Here is a 24,510-nt window from a genome sequence, read left to right as displayed (position 1 = left end):
ACCTATGTGTGGGCCAACGGTAGCAATTCGGGCACCGGGTTACCGGGGTTCCGGAAACCTGCCGGTCCGTGCACGAAGACCGCCGGACAGCCGCCGTGCCGCAGCACCGCGGCCGCGACCGTGCCCAGCCGGCCGCGGGTGCCCGGCCCGCGCGGCCCCAGCACGATCAGGCCGGCGCCGCGGGAGGCGTGCACCAGGGCGCCGGCCGGGTCGCCGGAGAGCAGACGGGGACGGACGCCGTCGAGGACCGGACGGCCGGCGGGCTCGCCGGCGTACACCACGTCCACCCGGCCACCCCGGCGCCGGGCCTGCTCGGCGGCGAACCGCAGCACCGCGGCCGAGACCGGCGACCCGTCGACGGCGGCCAGGACCGGGCCGGACGGCGTGCGGTGCCGGCGGGCCACCGCCACCGGGCACCACGCCCGCAGCACCACCTCGACCAGGCCGCCGCCGAGGACGAGCAGGGTGGAAGACCTGGTCAGGCGTAGCAGGACACGCTCGGGTGGCCCATCCACGAGATGGCCCCGCGCGGCGATCCCCGGTGTGGAACGCTGGGCGATGGAGACCGCCTCCTCGACGATGCGTGAGGCGGCCCGGCGGGCCAGGGCGTACTCGCCGGGTCCCGGCCACGTGAAGGCGTGGACGACGGTGAGCGCTCGCCCGCGGGAGACCGCCTCCCGCGCGGCGAACCGGACGGCGGCCGGGTCGGTCGCCGTGCCGCCGACCCCCACGACAACGGGTCCCTCGGCCGGGATCTGCATGGGCCCTCCCGTAACAGCGTCGCAATATACCGACCATTGTCTATGGCGCAACGACCCATACGCACTGGTGACCAATGCCTCAACAGGCGGCCACCTGATGACCCATTCAGGTTGAGGGTTTACGGTGAACGGCAAAATCTTTGGGACATCTGCCGGTGAAGTGAGGGAAATACATGACGGATGTCAAGCTCGACCACCCCGGTGGTCAGTTGTCGATGGCGGTCACGAAGGCCGTCGACGGTCCGGGCGGCATCGACGTCAGTGCTCTGCTGAAGGAGACCGGTTACGTAACCCTCGATCAGGGTTTCGTGAACACCGCGTCGACCAAGTCGGCGATCACTTACATCGACGGTGACCAGGGCATTCTGCGTTACCGGGGTTACCCGATCGAGCAGCTTGCGGAGAAGAGCACCTTCCTTGAGGTCTCCTACCTGCTGATGAACGGCGAGCTGCCGACCGCGGCCCAGCTCCAGGACTTCGCGGACAAGATCCGCGTGCACACCCTCCTCCAGGAGGAGATGCGGACATTCTTCTCGAGCTTCCCGCGTAACGCGCACCCGATGTCGGTGCTGTCGTCCGCGGTCACGGCGCTGTCGACCTTCTACCAGGACGCGCTCGACCCGCTCGACGAGGAACAGATCGAAATCTCCACGATCCGGCTGATGGCGAAACTTCCGACCATCGCGGCGTACATCTACAAGAAGTCCATCGGGCACCCGCTGCCGTACCCGGACAACTCGCTCGACTACGTCGAGAACTTCCTGCGCCTGACCTTCGGCCTGCCGACCGTCCAGTACAACGTCGACCCCAAGGTCGCCAAGATCCTGGACATGCTGTTCATCCTGCACGCCGACCACGAGCAGAACTGCTCGACCTCGTCGGTGCGCCTGGTCGGCTCGGCGCAGGCCAACCTGTTCGCCAGCGTCTCCGCCGGCATCAACGCCCTCTCCGGCCCGCTGCACGGCGGCGCCAACGCGGCCGTCCTCGAGATGCTCGAGCAGATCCGCAAGGAGGGCGGAGACGTCACCTCGTTCGTCACCCGGGTGAAGAACAAGGAAAAGGGCGTCAAGCTCATGGGCTTCGGCCACCGGGTCTACAAGAACTACGACCCGCGCGCCGCCATCGTCAAGAAGGCCGCCCAGGAGATGCTCAACACCCTGGACAAGCCGGACCCGCTGCTGGAGATCGCCTTCAAGCTCGAGGAGATCGCGCTCTCCGACGAGTACTTCATCTCCCGCAAGCTGTACCCGAACGTCGACTTCTACACCGGCCTCATCTACAAGGCCATGGGCTTCCCCACCGACATGTTCACGGTGCTGTTCGCGATCGGCCGCCTCCCCGGCTGGATCGCCCAGTGGCGCGAGATGATGACCGACCCGGCCAACAAGATCGGTCGCCCGCGGCAGATCTACACCGGCTCGCCGGTCCGCGACTTCACGCCGATGGACCAGCGCTGACCTTTTCTCCACCCGCGACGCCCCGCCCTTCCCGGCGGGGCGTTTCGCTTTTGAAGACCCATTTCTCGTACGGGGTGGACAGTTGTCGATTAATGCCGGGCCTGATGGCTTCGCTTCGCTCCGCGGCAAAACGCCTTGTAACCGGTGTCGAGGCAGGTGATTCACCGCCGCAGCACACCCCGCTGCGTCGGCGAATCACGTGCCTCGACACCGGCGGCGTTTTGCGGGAGTGGTGGGTCTCCTGGATCTGGTTGTCTGGTTCGGGGCTCGGGTGGGCATGAGAGGGTCTGGTCGGCACGTTCGGGAGGGGAAGCATGGACGTCGTGATCGGGATCGACACCGGGACCACCGCGACCAAGGGGGTCGCCGCCGGCCCGGCCGGTGAGCTGCGGGCGCTCACGAGCGTCCACTACCCACTGTCGGTGCCCGGGCCCGGCCGGGCCGAACTCGACCCCCGGCAGCTCACCCGCGCCGCCATGAAGGCACTCGCCGACGTGGCCGCCGAGTGCCGCGAGCGCGGCGACCGGGTGATCGCGGTCAGCCTCAGCTCCTTTCTGCACGCGCTGCTGCCGATGGACGCCGCCGGCCGTCCCCTCGGCCCCGTGGTGACGTGGGCGGACGGCCGCTCCGCCCGGCAGTGCGAGAAGATCGTCGCGGCCGGGCCCGCGAAACGCCTCCAGGCCCGCACCGGCACCCCGGTCCACCCGATGTCGCCACTCACGAAACTGGCCTGGTGGGCCGAGGAGGACCCGGGCACGCTGCGCGGCACCCCGCGCTGGGGCGGCGTCAAGGAACTGATCGTCGCGGCGCTGGCCGACGACCCGTTCCTGGTGGACCTGTCGATCGCCTCCGGCACCGGCCTCTACGACATCCACTCCCGCCGGTGGGACGACGAGGCCCTGGCGATCGCCGGCGTGCGCCCCGGGCAGCTCGCCGAGGTCGTCCCCACCACCCACGCCCTCCGGCTGTCTCCCGAGGTGGCCACCGCCGCGGGCCTGCCCCCGGACGTACCGCTGATCATCGGCGCCGCCGACGGCCCGCTCGCCAACCTCGGCGTCGGCGCCACCCCGCCCGGCGTCGCGGCGGTCTCCCTCGGCACGAGCGGCGCCCTCCGTACCGTCGTGGACCGCCCCACCGCCGACGCCGCCGGCCGCCTGTTCTGCTACGCCCTCACCGAGGACCGCTGGGTGATCGGCGGAGCGGTCAACAACGCCGGCTCGGTCGTACGCTGGGCCGCCCAGAGCCTCGCCGCCGGCGCGCCTGACCGTGCGCCCGGCGTCGCGGGCGAGGGCGCCGACGACCTGGACGCCGCCCTGCTGGCCGAGGCCGCCGGGATCCGGGCCGGCAGCGAGGGCCTGCTCTGCCTGCCCTACCTCCTCGGCGAACGGGCCCCCTGGTGGCGCCCCGGCATGCGCGGCGCCTACCTGGGCCTGCGCCGCGAACACGCCCGCCCGCACCTGGTCCGCGCCGCCGTGGAGGGCGTCTGCCAGCAGCTCGCCCTGGTCCGCGACTCCTTCGACGCCGAGGGCTGCCCGGTCACCGAGATCCGCGCCACCGGCGGCGCCGCCGCCTCCCGCCTGTGGGTGTCCGTCCTGGCCTCCGCCCTGGACCTCCCGGTGACGGTCGCCGACGTCCCCGAGGGCACCGCCCTGGGCGCCTGCCTCCTGGCCCGGCACGCCCTCGGCGAACTCCCCGACCTGGACCGCGCCGCCGACCTGGTCCCCACCGCGAACGCCACCCACCCCGACCCGGAGGACGCCGCCCTCTACCGCCGCCTGCGCCCCCTGGTGGAACGCTCCGCCCTGGCCGTCCTCGACGTGGTGGCCGAACTCGACCGCCTGGCTCCCGAGCCCCTCCCCGCCACCGAGAAGGCCGTAACCCGCTGACCCACCCCGCCGCCGCTGATTCGGCCGTAGCTCGTCCGGTCGTAGCCCAGCCCTCGTTGCCGGACCAGGTGGCGCACACGCGGCGCCGAGCGTTCGGACCGCCTTGGGGAAAGCACGCCCGGCGGGTGACGGATCCCGCGTTGACGGGTGCCCGGCCGGTCGGGAAGAGTGACCGGCGAGCGGTTGCGGAGGAACCCGGTGCGATTCCGGGACGGTCCCGCCACTGTGACCGGGGAGCGACCCGCTGACCACACACGCCACGGCGCCTGCGCCGGAAGGCGAGCGGGAAACGTCGATCCGGGAGTCAGGAGACTCCGGCCGCTCGCGTCGACCGACGAGCGGGCGTGGACACCCGCCGGAAGGGATCCTGGTGACTACTCCGTACCCGTTCTCGGCCGTGGTGGGCCTCGACGACCTGCGCCTGGCCCTGCTGCTGACCTCGGTGTCCCCGGCGGTCGGCGGGGTCCTGGTCCGAGGCGAGAAGGGCACCGCGAAGAGCACCGTCGTCCGCGCCCTGGCCGGCCTGCTGCCACCGGTCACGGTGGTATCCGGCTGCCGTTTCGCCTGCGATCCCGCCGCCCCGGACCCGGCTTGCCCGGACGGCCCGCACCCCATCCCGGGACGTCCAGATGGCCCGGCCGGCGGGCCGGGCCACCCGGCCGCCCCGGCGGACGCCGTGGCCGCGGCGACGGTCCGGCCCGCGTTGCTCGTCGAGTTGCCGGTCGGCGCCACCGAGGACCGGGTGGTCGGCACGCTCGACCTGCAACGCGCGCTCACCGACGGGGTGAAGGCCTACGAGCCGGGTCTGCTCGCCGCCGCGCACCGGGGTGTCCTCTATGTCGACGAGGTGAACCTCCTGCCGGACCACCTGGTGGACCTGCTTCTGGACGCGGCGGCGATGGGCCGGGCACACGTCGAGCGGGACGGGGTGTCGGTCAAGCACGCGGCCAGATTCCTGCTCGTCGGCACCATGAACCCGGAGGAGGGCGAGCCCCGGCCCCAGCTGGTCGACCGGTTCGGCCTGGTCGTGAACGTCGCCGCACCCCGTGACGCCCGCCAGCGCGCCGAGGTGGTGCGCCGCCGCCTCGCCTACGAGGCCGACCCGGACGGTTTCGCGGCGCGCTACGCCGACGCCGAACGCGACTACGCGGCCCGCATCGCCGCCGCCCGCGCCGCCCTTCCGGCGGTGACACTGCCCGACGCCGAACTCGACCGGATCGCCCGGGTCTGCCTCGCCTACGGCGTGGACGGCATGCGCGCCGACATCGTGGTCGCCCGCTGCGCCGTAGCCCTGGCCGCCTGGCACGGCCGCGACCGGGTCACCGCCGACGACGTCCGGGACGCCGCCGGCCTGGCCCTCCCGCACCGCCGCCGTACCGACCCGCTGGACCCGCCCGGCACCGACGAGCAGAAGCTCGAGGACGCCCTGGCCGAGGCCGAACGCCAGGCCGAACAGGAACGCTCCGAACAGGAACGTGCCGAGCAGGAACGTGCCGACCTTGACCAGGCCGAGCGCGACCAAGCCGACCGCGAACAGGCCAGCCAGCACGGTGGCGACCCCGACGACGAGCCGGACCCCGACATCGACCCGGACCCGGACGACGGCGGTCCCGGCGGCGGAGGCCCCCGAAACGACACCCCGCGCGACGGCGGCGGGCCGTCCGGAGCAGGATCACCCCACGGGGGTACGGAGGAGAGCACGCCCCCGTCCAGCAACGACGAGGCGCCACAACCGGCGAAGGCGGGCGCGACGGCCACCGCCGGTCAGGCGTTCCGTACCCGCACACTCCGGATCACCGCCCGTGGCGAGGGCGGTCACGCCGGCCGCCGCTCCCCGGCCTTCGCCCGCAGAGGCCGTGTAGTCGGCAGCCGCGTCCCGCAGGGCAAGCTCTCCGGAGCCCCTCACCTCTTCGCCACTCTCCGGGCGGCCCTCGACCGAGCCGCCCTCGACACCATCACCCCCACCCACCCGACCCCCGTCACCCACGCCACCCGCAACGGCACATCCCATGACCAGCCCTCCCAGGACCGGGTGTCTCAGGACCGGGTGTCTCAGGACCGGGTGTCTCAGGACCGGGTGTCTCAGGAGCCGGTCTCCCAGGAGCGGGTGTTCCAGAAACGACTGTCCCCGGACCGGTTGGTGGGGGAGTCGGTGTCTGAGGAAGGGTTGTCCCAGGGGTGGCTGGCCCAGGACCAGCTTGTGCCGGGGTCGGTATCCCAGGAGTGGGTGTCCCAGGAGCGGCTTGTGCGGGGGGCGGGGTCCGAGGATCAGCCTGTTCGGGAGCGGCGGGGTGGGATCCGGGTGTCGCCGCGGGATCTGCGGGAGTCGGTCCATGTGGGGCGCGAGGCGAACCTGGTCCTCTTCGTGGTGGACGCGTCCGGGTCGATGGCCGCGCGGAAGCGGATGACGCTGGTCAAGACGGCGGTGCTGTCGCTGTTGCGGGACGCCTACCAGAGGCGGGACCGGATCGGGATGATCACCTTCCGGGGGCGGGACGCCGAGGTGGTGCTGCCGCCGACGTCCAGTCACGAGGTCGGCGTGATGCGGCTGGCCGCGTTGCGGACCGGGGGCCGTACCCCGCTCGCGGCGGGTCTCCGGGCCGCGGCCGCGACCATCGCCACGGAGCGCCGCCGTGACCCGCGACGGCGTCCGCTGCTGGTGGTGGTCACCGACGGCCGGGCCACGAGCGGGCCCGACCCCGTCCTGCTCGCGCCCGCGCTGGCCGGTGTGGCGACCGTGGTGGTCGACTGCGAGTCCGGCCAGGTCCGGCTGGGCCTGGCCGGAAAGCTGGCGGCGGTTCTCCGAGCCGATCTCATGCCGCTGGAACACCTTCAAGCCACCACCGTTCTCCATCCGACGGCCCGCGCCGCCACCGCGTTGGATCCGGCCGACCGCGCCTACCGAGCCGCCGCGTAGGCCGTTCGGTGCGGTTCGAACCGGTGTCCGCGGGCCGCGCTCATCCGCCCGCCGGCGCCGGCCCGCCGGACCGGGACAGCATCGAGGTCAGCCGATCGCGTCCGGCGGGTTGTCGGTGCTTTCGGGATGCGGATGCCCGGCGGGCGCTCACGTCGGGCCGTCCGTGTGCAGGGCCTGCCGCTGTGACACGGGCAGACGACCACGGAAGACGTTACGTGCGTGCTTGCCGGTGCGAATGGGCGGCACGATGAGGACAGAGGGCCGGACGGGTCGGGACCGCCGGGTTCGGGTGCTGTGCGGGTAGCGGCGGCGTTGGGGTGAGGGTGGGTTTCGCCGGGGCGTGCGGGGCGCGCGCCGGGCGGGCCACCTTCGCCGCGGCCGGCGGGACGGTGTGGGTTGGGCTGGACGGTCACCCCGTACCGGGAATGGGGGTTGATCTTGAGAAGGAGGAGGAGCGCGTGCCGCAAGGGAAAGTGACGAGCGTGCCCGACGACGGGCTGACGACGCGGCAGCGGCGGCGGCAGGCGGTGTTCGCGGTGCACACCGGGCCGGGCAAGGGGAAGTCGACGGCCGCGTTCGGGATGGCGCTGCGGGCCTGGAGCGCGGGCTGGCCGATCGGGGTGTTCCAGTTCGTCAAGTCGGAGAAGTGGAAGGTCGGCGAGGAGGCCGCGCTCAAAGCGCTCGGCGGTTTGCACCAGACGCCCGTGACCTGGCACAAGATGGGTGAGGGCTGGTCCTGGATCCAGCGTGCGGGCAGCGAGCGGGACCACGCCGCCGAGGCCGCCGAAGGGTGGGCGCAGATCAAGCGGGACCTGGCCGCGGAGACGTTCCGGTTCTATGTGCTGGACGAGTTCACCTATCCGATGAAGTGGGGCTGGGTGGACGTCGAGGACGTGATCACGACGCTGCGGGAGCGGCCGGGCACCCAGCATGTGGTGATCACCGGGCGGGACGCGCACCCGGACCTGGTGGCGGCCGCCGACCTGGTCACCGAGATGACGAAGGTGAAGCACCCGATGGACGCCGGGCGCAAGGGGCAGCAGGGCATCGAATGGTAGACCGGCTGGTCATCGCGGCGCCGGCGTCGGGGCACGGGAAGACGACCGTGGCCACCGGGCTGCTGGCGGCGTTCGCGCGGCGTGGGGTGCCGGTGGCGCCGTTCAAGGTGGGGCCGGACTACATCGACCCGGGCTATCACGCGCTCGCCGCCGGGCGGCCCGGCCGCAACCTCGATCCGGTGCTGGTCGGGGAGGATCTGGTCGGGCCGCTGTTCGCGCACGGGGCGCAGGGCGCTGAGCTGGCGATCGTCGAAGGAGTGATGGGGCTCTACGACGGGCGTACCGGGGCGGGGGACACCGGCTCGACCGCTCAGGTGGCCGCGCTGCTCGACGCGCCGGTGATCCTGGTCGTGGACGCCGCCGCGCAGGGGCGGTCGATCGCCGCCGTGGTGCACGGTTTCCGCAGCTTCGGGACGGTGCGGCTGGCCGGCGTGATCCTCAACCGGGTCGGCTCGGAGCGGCACGAGCAGATCCTCCGGGACGCCTGCGAGGAGGTGGGCACGCCGGTGCTGGGCGCGCTGCGCCGCGCCGACGCGGTGGCCGCTCCCTCCCGGCATCTCGGGCTGATCCCGGCGGCGGAACGGCGCGCCGAAGCGCTGGCCTCGGTCGACGCGCTGGCCGCGCTGATCGCCACGTCCGTCGATCTCGAGGCGGTCGCGGCGGTGGCCCGCTCGGCGCCACCCCTGCCCTTCCGGGCCTGGACACCGGTCAGCGAGACGCCGGTTCCGGGCCGTCCCCTGGTCGCCCTCGCCGGTGGTCCGGCTTTCTCCTTCTCGTACGCCGAGACGCGCGAATTGCTGGCCGGTGCCGGAGCCGACGTGGTGACCGTGGACCCGCTGCACGACAAGGCCCTGCCCGAGGGGACGCGGGCGCTGGTGGTGGGCGGCGGGTTCCCCGAGGTGTACGCGTCGTCGCTGTCCGCCAACGAGCCGCTCCGGGAGTCGGTGCGGTCGTTCGCGTCGGCGGGCGGGGTGATCGCCGCCGAGTGCGCCGGGCTGCTGTGGCTGTGCCGCACCCTGGACGGCGAGCCGATGTGCGGGGTCCTCGACGCCGAGGCGGTGATGACGCCGACGCTGACCCTCGGCTACCGGGACGCGGTCGCGCTCGGCGACAGCCCGCTCGCGGTGGCCGGGACCCGGGTGACCGGGCACGAGTTCCACCGGACCGTGGCGCATCCGCGGTCGGGGCTGCTGCTGTCCCCGGCCGGGCAGGCGGCGTGGGCGTGGCGGGGCGCCGATCCGGAGGGGTTCGCGACACCGTCGGTGCACGCCTCCTACCTGCACCTGCACTGGGCGGGGCAGCGCGGGATCGCGGAGCGGCTGGTTCGGGCGGCGGCCGCGTGACGCTGGTCGTCGGGTTCGGCGCACGCGCCGGGGTGACCGCCGGAGTCCTCTCCGACGCGGTCCGCGGCGTCCTGGCCGGTGCGGGATTGGCGTGCTCCCCGGTCGCGGTTCTGGCCACGCTCGACCGGCGGGCCGCCGAGGACGGTCCGCGGGAGTTCGCGGCCGCGGCCGGGTGGCGCCTGGCCGGGTTCCCGGCTTCCGAGCTGGCCGCGCAGCCGGTGCCCACACCCAGCGCCGCGGTCGGGACGGCGGTCGGCACGCCGAGTGTGGCCGAGGCCGCCGCCCTGCGGGCCGCCGGTCCGGGCGGCCGCCTGATCGTCCCGAAGCGGGTGCGCTCCGGCGTGACGGTCGCGGTCGCCCGCCCGGCCGGATCTTCGCGGCTGGCTGTCAGTGCTGTTTCAGCGGCCGTGAGACAGCACTGAGAGCCAGCTGATCACTTACCCGGGGGCCACTCGTGGACCGGGATGTTGTCGTGCATCAGCGGCAGGTAGCGGCGCAGCATCTCGTGCAGCGCCCGCTGCCGGTCCGCGCCCTGCGCCTCGATCTCGTGCAACGTCTCCACCTGCCAGGACGCGCCGTTGCGGTGCCGCAGGCAGCGCTGCTCGATGATGCCGAGCAACCGGTCCCGCTGGGCCGGCGAGACACCCCACAGGTCCAGGCCCTCGGCGGCCTGCGGCAGGAGCCGGCGCAACACCAGCTCGGTGACCGGGACCGTGCCGTGGCCGGGCCAGAACACGCTGGCGTCGATGCCGTGCCGGGCGCAGTTGTGGAAGTTCTCCTCGGCGGCGCGGAAGCTCATCTGCGTCCAGAGTGGGCGCTCCGCCTCGGCGATGCAGCGGACCAGGCCGTAGTAGAACGCGGCGTTGGCCATGGTGTCGGCGACGGTCGGCCCGGCGGGCAGCACCCGGTTCTCCACCCGCAGGTGCGGGCGGCCGTTGACCACCGCGTAGATCGGCCGGTTCCACCGGTAGACCGTTCCGTTGTGCAGGCGCAACTCGCTCAGCTCCGGGATCTCGCCCCGCTCCAGGATCTCGGCCGGATCGTGCACGTCGCAGATCGGCAGGAGCGCCGGGAAGTAGCGGACGTTCTCCTCGAACAGGTCGAAGACACTGGTGATCCAGCGTTCCCCGAACCAGACGCGTGGGCGTACCCCCTGCGCTCTTATCTCCTCCGACCGGGTGTCGGTGGCCTGCTCGAAGAGCGGGATGCGGGTCTCCCGCCACAACTCCCGGCCGAACAGCAGCGGCGAGTTCGCGCCGAGGGCCAGCTGCACCCCGGAGACGATCTGCGAGGCGTTCCAGTACGCCGCGAACTGCGCCGGGCTCACCTGGAGATGGAACTGGGTGCTGGTGCACGCCGCCTCGGGCGCGATCGTGTCGGTGGTGACGGCCAGCCGGTCCACCCCGTCGATGCGGATGTCCAGGTCCTCGCCGCGGGCCGCGAAGATCTGCTCGTTCAGCAGTTGGTACCGGGGATTGACGGTGAGCGCCTCGCCGGTGAGGTGCTCACGCCGCAGCGTCGGCAGGATGCCGATCGTCACCATGTGCGCGCCGGCCGCCCGGGCCCGCCGCTCCGCCTGATTGAGACTGGCCCGAAGGCCACGCTCCAGCTCCGCGAAGTCGTCGCCGGCCAGCCGCCGCGGCGGCAGATTGATCTCGATGTTGAACTGCCCCAGCTCCGTCTGGAAGTCGGGGTCGGCGATCGCGCCCAGCACCTCGGCGTTGCGCATCGCCGGATCGGCGTTGCCGTCGATCAGGTTGAGCTCGATCTCCATGCCGGTCAGTGGCCGTTCGAACTCGAAGCGTGCCTCGCGCAACATCGTCGCGAACACGTCGAGACTGCGGCGGATCTTCTGCCGGTAGCGGGTCCGGTCCTCACGGGTGAAATCGGTCTGGTCGACTTTCTCGCCCACCGCGCACCACCTTTCGAGCCGTCAGAGACGCCAGGAGACCGCGCGGCGCCGTAGCCGCCATCCCCTGCGCCCATGATGACCGCTGTCGATGGTGTGGCGCCCCGTGCCGACCGTCCATTCTCGGCAGACTGGCAAACGATCTTCCATGGGCGCTGTCTCTACCCGGACCGGCCGGAAATCATCCCAGCAGGGCGGCCAGCAACCCTCCGGCGATCGCCACCCCCACCGCCGCCTGGAGCAGCAGCGCCGGGCCCATGTGCGACCACTGGGTCGGGATGCGCGGGGTCAGCGGCTGCATGGTGGTCAGGTTCACCACCTGCACGAGGCGGACCGGGAGGGTCGGGTCGGTCTGCGGCTGGGTGCGGACCTGGACCAGATCGCCACGGTGCAGGGCCGACTGGGGGAGCTGGCCGTGCATCTCGATCTCGTACGTCTGGCCGAGGTCGTCACGCAGCCGCACCGGCGTCACCAGGAACTCCGGGCCCTTCCGGAGCTCCTTGAGAGTGCGCCGGGACGGTTTCATCCGCAGCAGGGCGCCGATCATCTGGGCGATCCCGGCGGCCACGTAGACGGCCAGCGCGATCGGGCGTCCCACCCGCACCTCACGGGTGTAGGAGGCCTGGAAGCCGAGGAACCGGCCGGTGATGATGGGACTGACGTGCCGGAGGATCCGCTCGCGGTGCAGTTCGGTGTCGTCCATGGGGGGTCACCTCCTGGATATACGTCAAATGCTACGGAGGGAATCTGCTTCACCACCGTGAGTGAATATGCAGTCTCTGCATACCGCCTGCTCCGCCCGGCCGCCGCCGGATCACCCCGATTCGCTCGCCCCGCCCCGCTGATCTGCACAGATCTTCGGAAAATCACCCTTCCGGAGCACTCGAAGGGGTGAACTGGAGCCGGGCCGTGTGAACCCGGCAAGACCGTAGTGCCGTCCCGGCACGTGGACAGCCGGGGATGGGGGGCGGAGACCGGTGAAGGCATACGTCAAACCGGAGAGCGTGCTGGCGACCGTCGCGCGTGAGATGGCCGAGGCGCACGGCGGTGGGTCCGGCGCCCCGGCCGGCATGACGCACTGCCCCGCCTGCGGTGAACCGCTGCCCTGCCGTGCCGCACAGTCCGCGGCCGAGGTCCTCGTCGCGGCCGGGCTCGCCGAGGAGTCCGGGCTGGTCGCCGCGACCCGTCCGGCGTGGGTGCCGGACTCGTCCGGGTTGATGCCGTCGGCGGTTCCCGGGCCGCCGCCGTGGGCCGTTGAGGAGTCCCCTTCCTATGACACCGCACCTGCTTCTCCGTACGGTTCTGCGGCTGCTGCTCCAGAATTTCCCGGCCCGCCCGCGGACCCTTCCCTGGGGTACGACCACTTCGGCATGCAGGGGGTTGACGCGGCCGGAGCGGACGCCGCCGGTTTCGGGCCGTTGGGTGGTGGGTCGGGGAGAGATGCCGCTGGTTTCGGGCCGCTGGGCGGTGGGCCGGGGAGAGATGCTGCCGGTTTGGGGCCGCTGGGCGGTGGGCCGAGGACAGATGCCGCCGGTTCCGGGTTGCTGGGCGGTGGTGGGGCCGGGGCAGACGCCGGAGGCTCGCCGGGCCCGGCCGTCGACCCGGCCGTCGACCCGGCCGCGGTTGCCGGTTCCGCCGCGGCGGGCGCGGGCCACGCGCCGGGCCCGCTCGCCGGGCCGGGAACGTCCACCGCTGGTCCTGCCGGCCCTCCCGGCCCTGCGGGCCCTCCCGGCCCTGGCGGTCGTTCCGGTCCTGCCGGTCCGGCCGGCCCGATAGCCGGATCCGCTCCGGCTCCCGGCGGGATGCCCGGGCGGGGTGCGGTACCGGTGCCTCCGCCGCCGGCCTACGACCCGCTCGCCCCGGGTCCGCCCGCGGAGAGCGCCGGGCCCGCCGCGGGATGGCCGGCTTCCGGGCCCGGAAGTTGGCCACCACCGCCGGCCGCCTCGGCGGGGAGGGAATCGCGGCCCTGGCCGCCGACCGAACCGTCCGTGCCCTCGTGGGCCACCGAGGAGACCGGGGCATGGGCGGCTTCGGGGCGGCCGGAAGGTAACCGGCCGCCGTGGCTGCCCGGTGAGCCGGGCGATTCCGGGATATCGATCCCTGGTGTTCCGGGCTCACGCTTCACGGATTCGCCCGCCTCGGATTCCTCGGTCCTGGGTTCGCCCGCCTCGGGTTCCCCGGTCCTGGGTTCGCCGGTCCTGGGTTCGCCGGTCCTGGGTTCGCCGGTCCAGGGTTCGCCGGTCCAGGGTTCGCCGGTCCAGGGTTCGTCTGTTCCGGGATCGGCGGTTCCCGCATCGTCGGAGCGCGGTTTCCCGGGTTCTGGTTCGTCGGTCCCGGGCTCGTCCGTTCTCGGTGCGGGCCGTGCGGAAGGCAGGGAGGGCGGCGGTGCCGGTGGGATGGGCGGGGGCTTCCCCGGCGGCACGTCGGGTGGCGCCGGTGGCGGTGGGATTCCGGACGCTGACGCTGGAGCCACCAGTGCCTTCCCGACGGTCGGCAGGGCTGTCCCAGGACCGGCCGACGCCATCCCGGGAGGCGGCCCGGCAGGAGCCGTCCCGCCCGAGATATCCGGCATTGTGGTCGGTGGATTGATACAGGCTGGGCCGGTACTGGGCGGCTCGCTGCCACCCAGTCCGGCGACTCCCGGGTTCCGCGGTCCGGGGATGACCGGTGCCGGTGGTCCTGGGTTCCAGGATCCGGGGATGACCGGCGCGGGTGCTCCTGGGATCGGTGGTTCGGGTGGGATCGGTGGTTCGGGCTTGGGTGCTCCTGGGATCGGTGGTTCGGGGTTGGCGGGTGCGAGTGTTCCCGAGCCCGGTGGTTCCGGGTCGGCTGGTGCCGGTGATTCCGGATTCGGCGATCCTGGATCGGGTGGTTCGGGTCGCTTCGTGCCGGGTGGCGCGGGCACGCCGGGAGCTACCGGCGAGGGTTCCTACGGAAGCGCTGGTCAAGGCTCGGACGAGCCGGTGGCGGGCGACCGGGGACGGAGTTCGGCCGGGCCGGATGCGCAGAGGCATGGCACGGCCGGGGCCGGTGGCTTCGGAGACGGGGGACCGGGCCCGGCGAATCAGGCGGCATCCGGGCCGGGAGCGCAGGCACCCGCCGGGAGTGCCTCCGCCGGGGGTGCGCCCGCCGTTGACAGCCCGCGCGCCCCGGAGGATCTGGGCGAGCTGATCCGGCGGCCGCCGCCCTACAGCCAGCAGAACCGCCCGCTCGACGCGCCCCGATTCACCCGCTCGGCGCGCCCCACGCAGGCGGCCGGTGGTGGGCTCACGACTTCTCCCGCGCCGGATCCGACAGCCGCTTTCCCGGCGGCCGCCGCGACGCCCGGGGCGTCCGCTCCCGCCGGCTCGGCGTTCGCGGCGCCGGACATGGGCCAGCACGGCTCACCCACGCCGGGCGAAGGCACGGCGGCAGGGTCCGCCGGCCCGTCGTCGCAGGCGCCGGACATGGGGCAGGACAGCACCGGCCGATCGGCGGGTCGGCATGATCTGGGCCGTTCCCCGTTGCAGGTTCCGGATCTGGGCCAGGAGGGCACCGCCCGATCAGCGGACGCGGGTCAGCAGGATCCGGACCGTTCTCCGCTGCAGGCTCCCTATACGGGTCAGCACAACGAGCCCACTCGAAACCCTCTCCAGCCGCCGGACATGGGCCAGAGCATGGGCCGGTCCCCGTTGCAGGCACCGGATGCGGGGCAGTCCGCGGCCCGCAGCCCGTTGCAGATGCCGGATTTGGGGCAGAGCACGGGTAGGCCGCCGTTGCAGGCGCCGGATATGGGCCAGTCCACGGCCCGCAGCCCGTTGCAGGCGCCGGATATGGGCCAGTCCACGGTCCGCAGCCCGTTGCAGGCGCCGGATATGGGCCAGTCCACGGTCCGCGACCCGTTGCAGATGCCGGATTCGGGGCAGAGCACGGGTAGGCCGCCGTTGCAGGCGCCGGATATGGGCCAGTCCACGGCCCGCAGCCCGTTGCAGGCGCCGGACATGGGGCAGCACGATGTCCCGGCCCGCAGCCCGTTGCAGGCGCCGGACTTGGGCGGGAGCGCCCCGGCCACCGCGGGCCGGCCGGGAGCGGAGGCCGCGCCGGCCGAGGGCGGGGGCACGCCGTCCGGCCTGCCGTCGCGGGGCGGGGCGGCGCCGGTTCGGCCGGATGAGCCCAGCGCGCCCGGGGCGCACCCCGACCCGTCGGCCGCGCCGAGTGGTCTGCCCCCGCGGCATACGCGGTGATCCGGCTGAGGGCGGCGCGGCCCCCGTACGCCGGATGTGTTTGGGCGGTGACCGGATCGGGCAGTAGCGTCCTGATAACCGGGAAGGTGGCGGATAGCCGGTTTTGGGCCGATTCCGACGCCCCCTGCGGGGGACTGCCGATGAGGCGGCGTCTCCGCCGGGGACGTACCGGGAAGGGGTGACATGCCCGTGCGAGGTCAGTTCGGTGAACCGGCCGACAACACGCTCGAGGATCTCGACACCGCGGCACTGGAGTTCGCGGTGGGCCGGGAGGGCGCCACCCCGGCCGAGGCCGAGCTGCTGCGCGAGGACCTGCTCCGGCACTGCCTGCCGTTCGCCGGACGGCTCGCCCGCCGCTACCGCGGCCGGGGCGAGCACATGGAGGATCTCGAGCAGGTGGCCCGGCTCGGCCTGGTGAAGGCCGTGGACCGGTACGACCCGGGCCGCGGCTCATTCACGGCGTACGCGGTCATCACCATCTCCGGCGAGCTGAAGCGCCACTTCCGGGACCGCACCTGGGGCGTGCACGTGCCCCGGCGGGTTCAGGATCTGAGTCTCGAGGTGGGGCACGCCTCCATGGTCCTGACGAGCGCGCTCGCCCGTACCCCGACGGCCGCGGAGCTCGCGGAGCACCTGGGGGTGAGTGAACCGGCCGTGCTGGAGGCCGTCGAATCGGCCGCCGGATATTCACCCGCCTCGCTGAACGCGCCGGTCGCCGGGGACGGGGCGGCCGAGTTCGGTGATCTGATCGGCGAGGTCGACGACGATCTCGAGTCGGTGACCGACAAGCTGACCGTCACCGACCTGCTGCTGCGCCTGCCGGCCCGGGAGCGCCGGATGCTGGCGATGCGCTTCTACGGCAACCGCACCCAGGCGGAGATCGCCGCCGAGCTGGGCATCTCACAGATGCACGTGTCCCGGCTGCTGAGCCGGGCCCTCTCCTGGCTGCGTGAGGCGATGCTCAGCGACGCCCCGCCGCCGTGGGAGGGCGAGTGCCGGGCCGGGCACCAGCACGGCATGGACGTCTCGGTGACCCGCGAGGGCACGGCGCTGCGGGTCCGGGTGTGCGGCGAGGTCGACCGGGACACCGCCGAGCGGCTGCGGACGGGACTGCGGCACGCGATCACGACGGGCGGGGCCGCCTCCGTCGTGGTGGATCTGACGGCTGTTCCGCTGCTCGACGCGGCCGGTGTGTCGGTGCTGCTCGACGCGGTCCGGGTGGCGGCGCGGGCGGGCCGGGAGATCTGCATGTCCGGCGCCCAGCCCTACGTCGCCCGGATCCTGGCGGTGTCCGGCCTGGCCGGTGTGCTGCGGCACTGCTGACGGTTCACCGGCGCAGCGACGCCCACACCACCTTGCCGTCCTTCGACGGCAGCCATCCCCACGTGTGCGCCAGCTCCCCGACCAGCAGCAGCCCGCGCCCGCCGGCGGCCTCCGGGGTGATCCGCCCGGGCGGATCCGGCGGCACCGGGGAGCCGTCGCGGACCGCGATGTTGAGATAGCGGGGGCGCAGCGTCAGGTGCAGCGTCATCATCGTGTGGACGTGATCGACCACGTTGGCCACCAGCTCGGTGGCGATGAGGCTGGCCGGGGCGACGAGATCGGGCAGGTCCCAGCGCAGGCAGGCCTCGGTGGCGACGTCCCGGGCGTGCCGGGTGGAGCCGGACACCGGCAACAGCTGCTCGCTGAGCGAGGGCCGGATCCGCCGCTCGTCGCGCAGGTGGGCGGTCGCGCCGGCCAGGTCGTCGTAGAGCGGCAGCCCGCGGAAGGCGCCGGCGAGCAGCAGCCTCCGGGTCTGCACCGGTGGCCCGCAGATCAGCACGGGGGTGCCCGGCCACCGGGCGGCCTGGCGCAGCACCGCGGTGAAGACGGCCAGTGCCAGCGACTGAACGACGTGCAGCCCGGCCAGGTCCACGAGCAGGGCGTCCGGCTGTTCGGCGAGACATTTGAGCAGGCGCTCGCGCAGCGCGACCGCATCCGTCAATTGAAGTTCGCCGGTCACCGCGACGACCAGGTTCGCGTCGTCGTCACGCGTCTCGCACCGGATCGTCATGGCTTCGCCTTCCTCAGGGCGGCGGCTTACCCGGCGTCGTGGGTGGTAAACGTCAGGCCGTCTCCATCACGATGATGGCGCCGTCGCCGTCGGCGGGGCTGCCGTCGCGCCGCCGTAGCGGGGTGCACGCGACCCGTACCGTCATCGGGCGCCCGCGCCGGTTGACCGCGTCGAGCTCGGTCTCGGCACAGGCGCCGCCGGCGCCGAGCGAGCCGCGCAGCAGCGGCCGGACCCGGTCGATCGGCAGGCCGATGTCGAGGTTGAGGAAGTGCTGGCCGATCACCTCGCCGGAGCGCAGCCCCCACAGGTCCTCGGCGTGCCGGTTCCACATCCGGATCCGCAGGTCGGCGTCGACCACCGCGACGCCGGCCTGGAGGCTGGTCAGCACCGTCTCCAGGAACGCGTTCGCCTCGTCCAGCCGGGCCGTGCTGATCCGCAACTGGTCGTTGATGCTCTGCAGCTCGTCGTTGGTGGACTGGAGCTCCTCGTTCATGGTCTCCAGCTCCTCGTTCGTGGACTGGAGCTCCTCGTTGGTGGTCTCCAGCTCCTCGACGGTGGACTGGAGCTCCTCGTTGGTGGTCTCCAGCTCCTCGTTGGTCGACTGGAGCTCCTCGTACGCTGCCTCGAGCTGATGGTTGGCGTGTTCCAGCTCGTCCTGCAACCGCCGGGCCGCGGTCACGTCGTGGAAGATCAGGTTGACGCCGAGCAGGCTGCCGTCGGCGTCGCTGAGCGGGCTGACCTGCACCACCAGGTGGACGGTCTCGGCGTCGCGGACGTATGCGACGTCGCTGACCCGCAGGGTGCGGCGCTCCAGCCGGGCCTGCTCGACGAAGCGGCGCAACTCGACCGGACGGTAGGAGAGGTCCAGGTCCCGGAAGGGCCGGCCGATGTCCCGTGAGGACACCCCGAACAGCTTCTCCAGCTGCCGGTTGGAGAGCGCGACCAGGCCGTCCGGGGTGAGCGCGAGCTGGGCCAGCGGGCTGGCGGTGAAGGTCTCGTTGCGCAGCTCGTCCAGCCCGGTGACCCGTCCGGGGACGGCCTGCGGCGGATCGGCGAGGACGGCGCCGGGCGGGGCGTACAGGCGGGGGACCCGGCGGAACACGCGCCGCTTCGGGTCGATCGGCGCGAACAGGCTGGAGTGGCTGAGCAGCATCTCCGCCTTGCCGAGGAAGAGCACGCCGGTCTCGGCCAGGGCGAAGTGGAACCGGCCGAGGATCTTCGCCTGCGTCTCGGCGTTGAAGTACATCAGGGTGTTGCGGCAGGTCAGCAGGTCGATCCGGGAGATCGGGGCGTCCTGCACCAGATCGTTGCGGCCGAAGATGACCGAGCGGCGCAGGTCCTTGCGGAAGACGAGCCGGCCGTTCACCGGTTCGAAGTACCTCTCGACCAGCCCGGGGGCGAGATCCCGCACCTCGCGTTCCCCGTACGCCGCCTGGCGGGCCTCGCTGAGCTGTTCCTCGTCGACGTCGGTGGCGTAGATCTTGACGCGTTCCTTGAACCGCTCCACGCCGAGGATCTCGGCCAGCGCGATGGCCAGCGTGTACGCCTCCTGGCCGGAGGCGCACCCGGCTGACCAGACCCGGATCGGCGTGTCGCCGGGCCTGCCCGCCACCATCGGTTCGAGGACCTCGTCCCGGAGGTACTCCCAGGCGTCGGCGTCCCGGAAGAACGCGGTCACGTTGATCAGGATGGTGTTGAAGAGCGCGGTGAACTCGTCCGGATGGACCTGTAGATGGTCCAGGTACTCCGGATAGCCGGGAGCGCCGACCTGGCTCATCCGGCGCCGCACCCGGCGCATCAGGCTCGAGCGTTTGTACCCGGTGAAGTCGAAGCCGCGGGTCTCCTTCAGGTGCACCAGCAGCGCTTCGAAGGTCGGGTCCGTTGCCTGCACGTGTCGGAACCTATCGCACGTCACGCCGGATCGGCCTCGGCGGAGCGCGGGGTGTCATGCGGTGGCTCCGGCGGTGAGCCGGCTCCAGACGACCTTGCCGTCGCTGACCGGCAGGACACCCCACGTCTCGGTGAGGTCGCGGATCAGGCGCAGGCCGCGGCCGCCCACGTCGGTGACCCCGGGGTCGAGGGCGCGCGGCATGCGGCGGTCGCGGTCGCGTACCGCCACGATGAGCCGTCCACCGCGCAGCCGCAGCGTGAAATCCATGCTGGTGTGGGCGTGCCGGACCACATTGGCGACCAGTTCGGTGGCGACCAGCGCGGCCGTCGCCGTGACGTCGGAGCGCTGCCAGCCGGCGCACGCCTGGGTGACGAGGTGGCGGACCTGGCGGCAGGCCTCGGGCACCGGGCGCAGGCGGGCCCGGACGGCCGGCGGATCCGGCTCGGCCCGCGCCCCGGCCAGGGACTCCGGGGGCCCGTCGGCCAGTTCCAGGGCGGCGCACCCCGGTTCGGCGGCGAGCGCGGCCCGGGTCGCCGGATCGGCGCCGCACACCACGATCGGCACCGCTGGGAACTCCTCGGCCCGGCAGACGACCTCGCCCAGGGCGGGCAGGGCCAGCGGGTCACCGATGCGTAACCGGGTGACGTCGAGGATCACCCGGGACGGCTGCACCGAGAGGCTGCGGCGGATCGCGGCGCCCAGCGCGTCGCCGGTGATCCGGTCCAGGGTGCCGCTGATGGCCAGGACCGCGGCCGGAAGATCCTGCTCCGGACGGCAGACCAGCTGGCTGGGCATTCCCCTTCCTCCTCCGCCGGCGGACGTCGACCACCTGAGGTGCCCTGCGCCCGCCCGGCGCAAACGTCGGAAAGAACTCCTGGTCACAGCCATGAAGCCGCCCGCGGTGATCACCTTCTGATGGGCGGGCGGGAGTCAGCCGCCTGAGACGGGGCAAAATGAAGTACCGTTGCGCGCCATGGGTGTGTCGCAGCGGCTGAAGAGCCGGTTCCGCAAGTTTCTCCAGCGTCCGGGCACGACGGTGGACCTGGGGCCGTTGTCGAAGCGGCTCGGTGCGATCGAGGCGCGTGAGGATGCGCTCAGGGAGCTCGACGACGCGGCACTGACCGAGGCCGCCCTCGAGGCGACCGACTACGCCGAGATCTGCGCCATCGGGCGCGAGGCGGCCCGCCGGGCGATCAGCCAGCGGCCGTACGACGTGCAGCTGCTCGGCGCCATGGCCCTGCTCGACAAGCGGGTCGCCGAGATGGCCACCGGTGAGGGCAAGACGCTCACCGCCACGATCGCGGCGTACGGGCACACCCGCCTCGGCAACGGCCCGGTGCACGTGCTCACCGTCAACGACTACCTCGCCAAGCGCGACGCCGAGTGGATGGAGCCGATCTACACGCTGCTCGGCCTCACCGTCGCCTCGGTGACCGAGCTGATGACGCCGGAGGAGCGCCGGGAGGCGTACGCCGCGGACGTCACCTACGTGTCGGTGAGCGAGGCCGGCTTCGACTACCTGCGCGACCAGCTGGTCACCGACGTGGCCGACCGGGTCCAGCGCGACCTGGCCACCTGCATCGTCGACGAGGCCGACTCGATCCTGATCGACGAGGCCCGGGTGCCGATGGTGCTGGCCGGAAGCACCGCGGTGGAGAGCGACCCGGTGCACGAGGCCGCCGCCCTGATGAAGGAGCTGCGCAAGGGCAAGCACTACGAGGTGGCCGAGGACGGCCGCAGCGTGGCCTTCACCGACGACGGGCTCAAGCACGTCGAGGAGCGGCTCGGCGGCATCGACCTGTACGCCGACGACCAGGTCGAGGTCCTCTCCGCGGTGAACGTGGCACTGCACGCGCACGCCCTGCTGCGCCGCGACGTCGACTACATCGTCCGCAACGGCGGCGTCGAGCTGATCGACGAGATGCGCGGCCGGGTGGCGCAGCGCCGCCGCTGGCCGGACGGGCTCCAGGCGGCCGTCGAGGCGAAGGAGGGCCTGTCCGCCACCGCCGAGGGCGAGGTGCTGGACACCATCACGGTGCAGGCGTTCATCGCGCTCTACCGGACGGTCTGCGGCATGACGGCGACCGCCGTGCACGTCGGCGAGCAGCTGCGGGAGTACTTCAAGCTCGAGGTCGCGGTCATCCCGTCGAACACCCCGAACATCCGTGAGGACGACGTCGACCGGATCTACTCGGCGCACGACATGCGCGACGAGGCCCTGGTCGAGGAGATCAAGATCGCCCACGAGTCGGGGCGGCCGGTGCTGATCGGCACCCTGGACGTGAAGGCCTCCGAGCGGCTTGCCCGCCAGCTCGCCGACGCCGGGGTCCCGTCCAACGTGCTGAACGCGAAGAACGACGCCGAGGAGGCCGAGATCATCGCGGAGGCCGGCGCGCTCGGCGCGGTGACGGTCTCCACCCAGATGGCCGGCCGTGGTGTCGACATCCGCCTCGGCGGCAGCGACGAGAAGGACCGCGACCGGGTGGTCGAGCTCGGCGGGCTGTACGTGATCGGCTCCGGCCGCCACGACAGCCGCCGCGTCGACGACCAGCTCCGTGGCCGGGCCGGCCGGCAGGGCGACCCGGGCCGCTCGGTGTTCTTCGTGAGCCTCGAGGACGAGCTGGTCTTCCGGCACGCCGCCGACGTCCTGCCGGCCTCCCCGCGGATGGACATCGACGGCGTCGTGCACGACTCCCAGGTGGAGTACGCGGTGGAGCACGCCCAGCGGGTCGCCGAGGGCGTGAACCACGAGATCCACAAGAACACCTGGCGGTACAGCGTGGTGATCGAGCAGCAGCGCCTGCTGCTGGCCGAGCGCCGCGAGCGCCTGCTCACCTCCGAGGTGGCGGCGATCATGCTGCTGGAGAAGGTGAAGGAGAAGGCCGAGGAGACCGACGAGGACGTGCTGTCCGACTCGGCCCGTGCCATCGCGCTCTACCACCTGGACCGGCTGTGGGCCGAGCACCTGGCCTACCTGTCCGAGGTGCGCGAGGGCGTGCACCTGCGGGCGCTGGGCAAGCTGGACCCGCTGGACGAGTTCCACCGGGCCGCGGTGCCCGCCTTCCAGGAGCTGCTCACCCAGGTCGAAGCGCGGACCATCGAGACCTTCGAGGAGGTCGACCTCACCGACGGCTGGCAGCCGGACCGGGCGGAGATCGTCCGGCCCAGCGCCACCTGGACGTACCTGGTGCACGACAACCCGTTCGGCTCCGAACTGGACCGGCTGATCGCGGCCGTCGGCCGTCGCCTCACGTCGGGCGGCTGAGAGATTGCTCTCCTGGGGCGCCGCTCGTGCGGCGCCCCAGCGTCTTCTGTAACCCCGCACAGTTTGAAATCTTTTTCGGCTCCGTGGCCGCCCGGATCGCCCCTCGGCGACGGGCCCCCACGTCGAGCTGTACCACGTTTCACCACTGCCCGCGTTCAGCGGCGTTTAATCGGGCCGACAGAAAACGTTCCCGGAATGCATTTGTGTGACGCGCGACAATATGGAACGTCTTTCCCACACTGTGGTTGGCGACTTGACCCGCGATCGGTAAAGCGGGAAATATCGTCCCCGCTTTACGCAGAGTGATCAGTCATATTCGCTTGCCGCAGCAAATTCTGGGGGATACACCAATGCCGGTCAGCGCATTGTCGCCGCGAGCCGATCGTCGTTCCGCCGGACCGGGCCGAGGCGCCGGTCGTCGTTCCGCCGAGCCCGCGCTGACCGTGACGCTCGCGATTCCGCTCACCGGCGATGCGATATCGCCACAGGCGCACCGGCTGCTCGCCGCTGTCCGTGAGCTGGTCGAGCTGAGCCGGGGGACGGTGACCGTCGAGCAGGCGCCGCCCGTGGACGCCGCCGAGCCGGTCGCTGACGAGCCGGAGAGCGTTCCCGCGGGCCCGGAGGTGCGTCTGCTCACCGCGTCGCGTCAGGCGCTGCTGGACGGGGAGGCGCTGCCGCTCACCCGGCTCGAGTTCGACCTCCTCCAGTACCTCGCCGAGCGGCCCCGCCGGGTGTTCACCCGGGCGCAGCTCCTGGCCGCCGTGTGGGGCTACGAGCGGGCCGGTGAGCGGACCGTGGACGTGCACGTCCGCCGGCTGCGGCTCAAGCTGGGCGGGCAGCTCCCGCTCATCACCACGGTGTACGGCGTGGGCTACCGGCTGGCCGACGACGCCCGCATCGTGGTCCTGCCGCACGACTGACCGGTTTCCACATGATCTCCACCGTCGCGAACGAGAGCCACTGACGGATGCGCGTCCGCCCGCTCTCCTTCGAGGTCCTGGTCGAGGATCTCGCCGACCGTCTCGCCAGTCGGGAATCCGACAAAAATCTCCGGGTGGCCGTCGACGGGGCGGATGCCGCCGACCCGGCCCGTCTGGCCGACGCTCTCGTCGACCCGCTGCGGGTCCGCGGCCGCCCGGCGGTGCGGGTCGGGACCAGGGATTTCCTGCGCCCGGCCTCGGTGCGGCTGGAGTTCGGGCGGACCAATCCGGACTCGTTCTACGAGGGCTGGTTCGACGAGGCCGGGCTGATCCGCGAGGTGCTGGCCCCGGCGGGCCCGGACGGCTCCGGGCGGATCGTCGAGCGTCTCTGGGACGCGACCGCCGACCGGGCCGCCCGCCAGCCCTACCGTCAGCTCCCGGCCACCGCGATCGTGCTGGTCAGCGGCCCGCTCCTGCTCGGTTCGGGGCTGCCCTTCGACTATTCCGTCCATCTCGAGTTGTCCCGGGCCGCGCTGTCGCGGCGTACCCCGCCGGAGGCCGCCTGGACGCTTCCGGCGTACCACCGCTACACCGCCGAGGTGGCCCCGGAAACCATCGCTGACGTGGTCGTTCGTCTCGACGACCCGAAGCGCCCGGCGCTGGTGGTGAGCGATTGGTGACGCTCGGCACAAGACCCGCGTGCCGAGTCCGTGGCGGATCCGACCACTGACAGTTATGCTCCGGTTACTTTTTCGCGGGGGTCCCGTTTGGGATCTCCGGCGGTGGGTATCGACCGGCTCCACATGTGGAGCCGGCCGGGACGAGGG

At 72.4% G+C, this 24,510-nt stretch carries 18 protein-coding genes and 1 riboswitch; of the genes, 12 read left to right on the top strand and 6 right to left on the bottom strand.

The annotated features are described in order from the left end of the window. Positions 1-2: 2 nt before the first annotated feature. Entirely contained in the window at positions 3-761 is a 759-nt protein-coding gene (locus IEZ13_RS08875; protein ID WP_183219303.1) for a universal stress protein, read from the bottom strand. 173 nt (positions 762-934) lie between these two features. Between IEZ13_RS08875 and IEZ13_RS08870 the strand changes: the two genes are divergently transcribed. The 6 genes from IEZ13_RS08870 (at position 935) to IEZ13_RS08840 (ending at position 9,844) form a co-directional block, all read left to right on the top strand. After that, positions 935-2,218, top strand: coding sequence for a citrate synthase (locus tag IEZ13_RS08870; protein ID WP_183219302.1), 1,284 nt, complete (start codon positions 935-937; stop codon positions 2,216-2,218). Positions 2,219-2,532: 314 nt separating this feature from the next. Further along, a complete protein-coding gene (locus tag IEZ13_RS08865) occupies positions 2,533-4,104 on the top strand; it encodes a gluconokinase (RefSeq protein ID WP_183219294.1) in 1,572 nt (523 codons plus the stop codon). A 188-nt stretch (positions 4,105-4,292) separates the two neighbouring features. After that, positions 4,293-4,419, top strand: a riboswitch (cobalamin riboswitch). A gap of 55 nt (positions 4,420-4,474) precedes the next feature. Then, positions 4,475-7,021, top strand: a complete 2,547-nt coding sequence (locus IEZ13_RS46345; RefSeq protein ID WP_229794556.1) for a VWA domain-containing protein — start codon at positions 4,475-4,477, stop codon at positions 7,019-7,021. Between the two features lie 458 nt (positions 7,022-7,479). Then, positions 7,480-8,079 (top strand): cob(I)yrinic acid a,c-diamide adenosyltransferase, encoded by a 600-nt coding sequence (gene cobO / locus IEZ13_RS08850; protein WP_183219292.1) that lies wholly within the window; start codon positions 7,480-7,482, stop codon positions 8,077-8,079. Continuing rightward, positions 8,073-9,422, top strand: coding sequence for a cobyrinic acid a,c-diamide synthase CobB (locus IEZ13_RS08845; protein WP_183219290.1), 1,350 nt, complete (start codon positions 8,073-8,075; stop codon positions 9,420-9,422). The genes cobO and IEZ13_RS08845 overlap by 7 nt, the downstream gene beginning before the upstream one ends. Beyond that, entirely contained in the window at positions 9,419-9,844 is a 426-nt protein-coding gene (locus IEZ13_RS08840; RefSeq protein ID WP_183219422.1) for a cobalamin biosynthesis protein, read from the top strand. The genes IEZ13_RS08845 and IEZ13_RS08840 overlap by 4 nt, the downstream gene beginning before the upstream one ends. An 11-nt stretch (positions 9,845-9,855) precedes the next feature. Here IEZ13_RS08840 and IEZ13_RS08835 read toward each other — a convergent pair whose 3' ends face one another. Further along, positions 9,856-11,334 carry a glutamate-cysteine ligase family protein gene (locus IEZ13_RS08835; RefSeq protein ID WP_183219288.1) on the bottom strand — a complete coding sequence of 493 codons (1,479 nt, stop codon included), beginning with the start codon at positions 11,332-11,334 and terminating at the stop codon, positions 9,856-9,858. A gap of 178 nt (positions 11,335-11,512) precedes the next feature. After that, positions 11,513-12,034 (bottom strand): hypothetical protein, encoded by a 522-nt coding sequence (locus tag IEZ13_RS08830; protein WP_183219286.1) that lies wholly within the window; start codon positions 12,032-12,034, stop codon positions 11,513-11,515. A gap of 737 nt (positions 12,035-12,771) precedes the next feature. Here IEZ13_RS08830 and IEZ13_RS08825 point away from each other — a divergent pair. The 3 genes from IEZ13_RS08825 to IEZ13_RS08815 all read left to right on the top strand — a co-directional run bounded on the left by IEZ13_RS08825 (position 12,772) and on the right by IEZ13_RS08815 (position 16,877). Continuing rightward, entirely contained in the window at positions 12,772-13,107 is a 336-nt protein-coding gene (locus tag IEZ13_RS08825; protein ID WP_183219284.1) for a hypothetical protein, read from the top strand. Between the two features lie 1,670 nt (positions 13,108-14,777). After that, positions 14,778-15,554: a hypothetical protein gene (locus tag IEZ13_RS08820; RefSeq protein ID WP_183219282.1), complete on the top strand. Its 777-nt coding sequence runs from the start codon at positions 14,778-14,780 to the stop codon at positions 15,552-15,554. A 183-nt stretch (positions 15,555-15,737) separates the two neighbouring features. After that, positions 15,738-16,877 carry a SigB/SigF/SigG family RNA polymerase sigma factor gene (locus tag IEZ13_RS08815; RefSeq protein WP_183219280.1) on the top strand — a complete coding sequence of 380 codons (1,140 nt, stop codon included), beginning with the start codon at positions 15,738-15,740 and terminating at the stop codon, positions 16,875-16,877. Between the two features lie 4 nt (positions 16,878-16,881). On the opposite strand, the gene IEZ13_RS08810 is transcribed toward IEZ13_RS08815, so the two are convergent. The 3 genes from IEZ13_RS08810 to IEZ13_RS08800 are packed head-to-tail and all read right to left on the bottom strand — an operon-like array spanning position 16,882 to position 20,293. Further along, positions 16,882-17,607 carry an STAS domain-containing protein gene (locus IEZ13_RS08810; protein WP_183219278.1) on the bottom strand — a complete coding sequence of 242 codons (726 nt, stop codon included), beginning with the start codon at positions 17,605-17,607 and terminating at the stop codon, positions 16,882-16,884. Between the two features lie 52 nt (positions 17,608-17,659). Next, complete coding sequence (locus IEZ13_RS08805; RefSeq protein WP_183219275.1) at positions 17,660-19,498, bottom strand: CheR family methyltransferase; 1,839 nt, start codon at positions 19,496-19,498, stop codon at positions 17,660-17,662. A 54-nt stretch (positions 19,499-19,552) separates the two neighbouring features. Next, entirely contained in the window at positions 19,553-20,293 is a 741-nt protein-coding gene (locus IEZ13_RS08800; protein ID WP_183219273.1) for an ATP-binding protein, read from the bottom strand. A 178-nt stretch (positions 20,294-20,471) separates the two neighbouring features. On the opposite strand from IEZ13_RS08800, the gene secA2 reads away from it, so the two are divergent. The 3 genes from secA2 to IEZ13_RS08785 all read left to right on the top strand — a co-directional run bounded on the left by secA2 (position 20,472) and on the right by IEZ13_RS08785 (position 24,363). Then, complete coding sequence (gene secA2 / locus IEZ13_RS08795; protein ID WP_183219271.1) at positions 20,472-22,763, top strand: accessory Sec system translocase SecA2; 2,292 nt, start codon at positions 20,472-20,474, stop codon at positions 22,761-22,763. Between the two features lie 443 nt (positions 22,764-23,206). After that, a complete protein-coding gene (locus IEZ13_RS08790) occupies positions 23,207-23,683 on the top strand; it encodes a winged helix-turn-helix domain-containing protein (protein WP_275408358.1) in 477 nt (158 codons plus the stop codon). Positions 23,684-23,730: 47 nt separating this feature from the next. Then, the gene (locus tag IEZ13_RS08785; RefSeq protein WP_183219267.1) at positions 23,731-24,363 is read left to right on the top strand and encodes a nucleoside/nucleotide kinase family protein; all 633 of its coding nucleotides are present in this window, start codon (positions 23,731-23,733) and stop codon (positions 24,361-24,363) included. Positions 24,364-24,510: the final 147 nt, after the last annotated feature.

Source organism: Actinoplanes campanulatus (assembly GCF_014647795.1).
Classification (GTDB): Bacteria; Actinomycetota; Actinomycetes; order Mycobacteriales; family Micromonosporaceae; genus Actinoplanes; species Actinoplanes campanulatus.
The sequence above is the reverse complement of the archived record's forward strand: the minus strand, read 5'-3'. Positions and strand labels throughout refer to the sequence as shown.

Bases quoted from the DNA above. Each gene is read 5' to 3' on its own strand.
- IEZ13_RS08875 (WP_183219303.1), bottom strand. From the start codon at position 761: ATGCAGATCCCGGCCGAGGGACCCGTTGTCGTGGGGGTCGGCGGCACG.
- IEZ13_RS08870 (WP_183219302.1), top strand. From the start codon at position 935: ATGACGGATGTCAAGCTCGACCACCCCGGTGGTCAGTTGTCGATGGCG.
- IEZ13_RS08865 (WP_183219294.1), top strand. From the start codon at position 2,533: ATGGACGTCGTGATCGGGATCGACACCGGGACCACCGCGACCAAGGGG.
- IEZ13_RS08845 (WP_183219290.1), top strand. From the start codon at position 8,073: ATGGTAGACCGGCTGGTCATCGCGGCGCCGGCGTCGGGGCACGGGAAG.
- IEZ13_RS08830 (WP_183219286.1), bottom strand. From the start codon at position 12,034: ATGGACGACACCGAACTGCACCGCGAGCGGATCCTCCGGCACGTCAGT.
- IEZ13_RS08825 (WP_183219284.1), top strand. From the start codon at position 12,772: ATGCCGCTGGTTTCGGGCCGCTGGGCGGTGGGCCGGGGAGAGATGCTG.
- IEZ13_RS08820 (WP_183219282.1), top strand. From the start codon at position 14,778: ATGGGGCAGGACAGCACCGGCCGATCGGCGGGTCGGCATGATCTGGGC.
- IEZ13_RS08815 (WP_183219280.1), top strand. From the start codon at position 15,738: ATGCCCGTGCGAGGTCAGTTCGGTGAACCGGCCGACAACACGCTCGAG.
- IEZ13_RS08810 (WP_183219278.1), bottom strand. From the start codon at position 17,607: ATGACGATCCGGTGCGAGACGCGTGACGACGACGCGAACCTGGTCGTC.
- IEZ13_RS08800 (WP_183219273.1), bottom strand. From the start codon at position 20,293: ATGCCCAGCCAGCTGGTCTGCCGTCCGGAGCAGGATCTTCCGGCCGCG.
- secA2 (WP_183219271.1), top strand. From the start codon at position 20,472: ATGGGTGTGTCGCAGCGGCTGAAGAGCCGGTTCCGCAAGTTTCTCCAG.
- IEZ13_RS08785 (WP_183219267.1), top strand. From the start codon at position 23,731: ATGCGCGTCCGCCCGCTCTCCTTCGAGGTCCTGGTCGAGGATCTCGCC.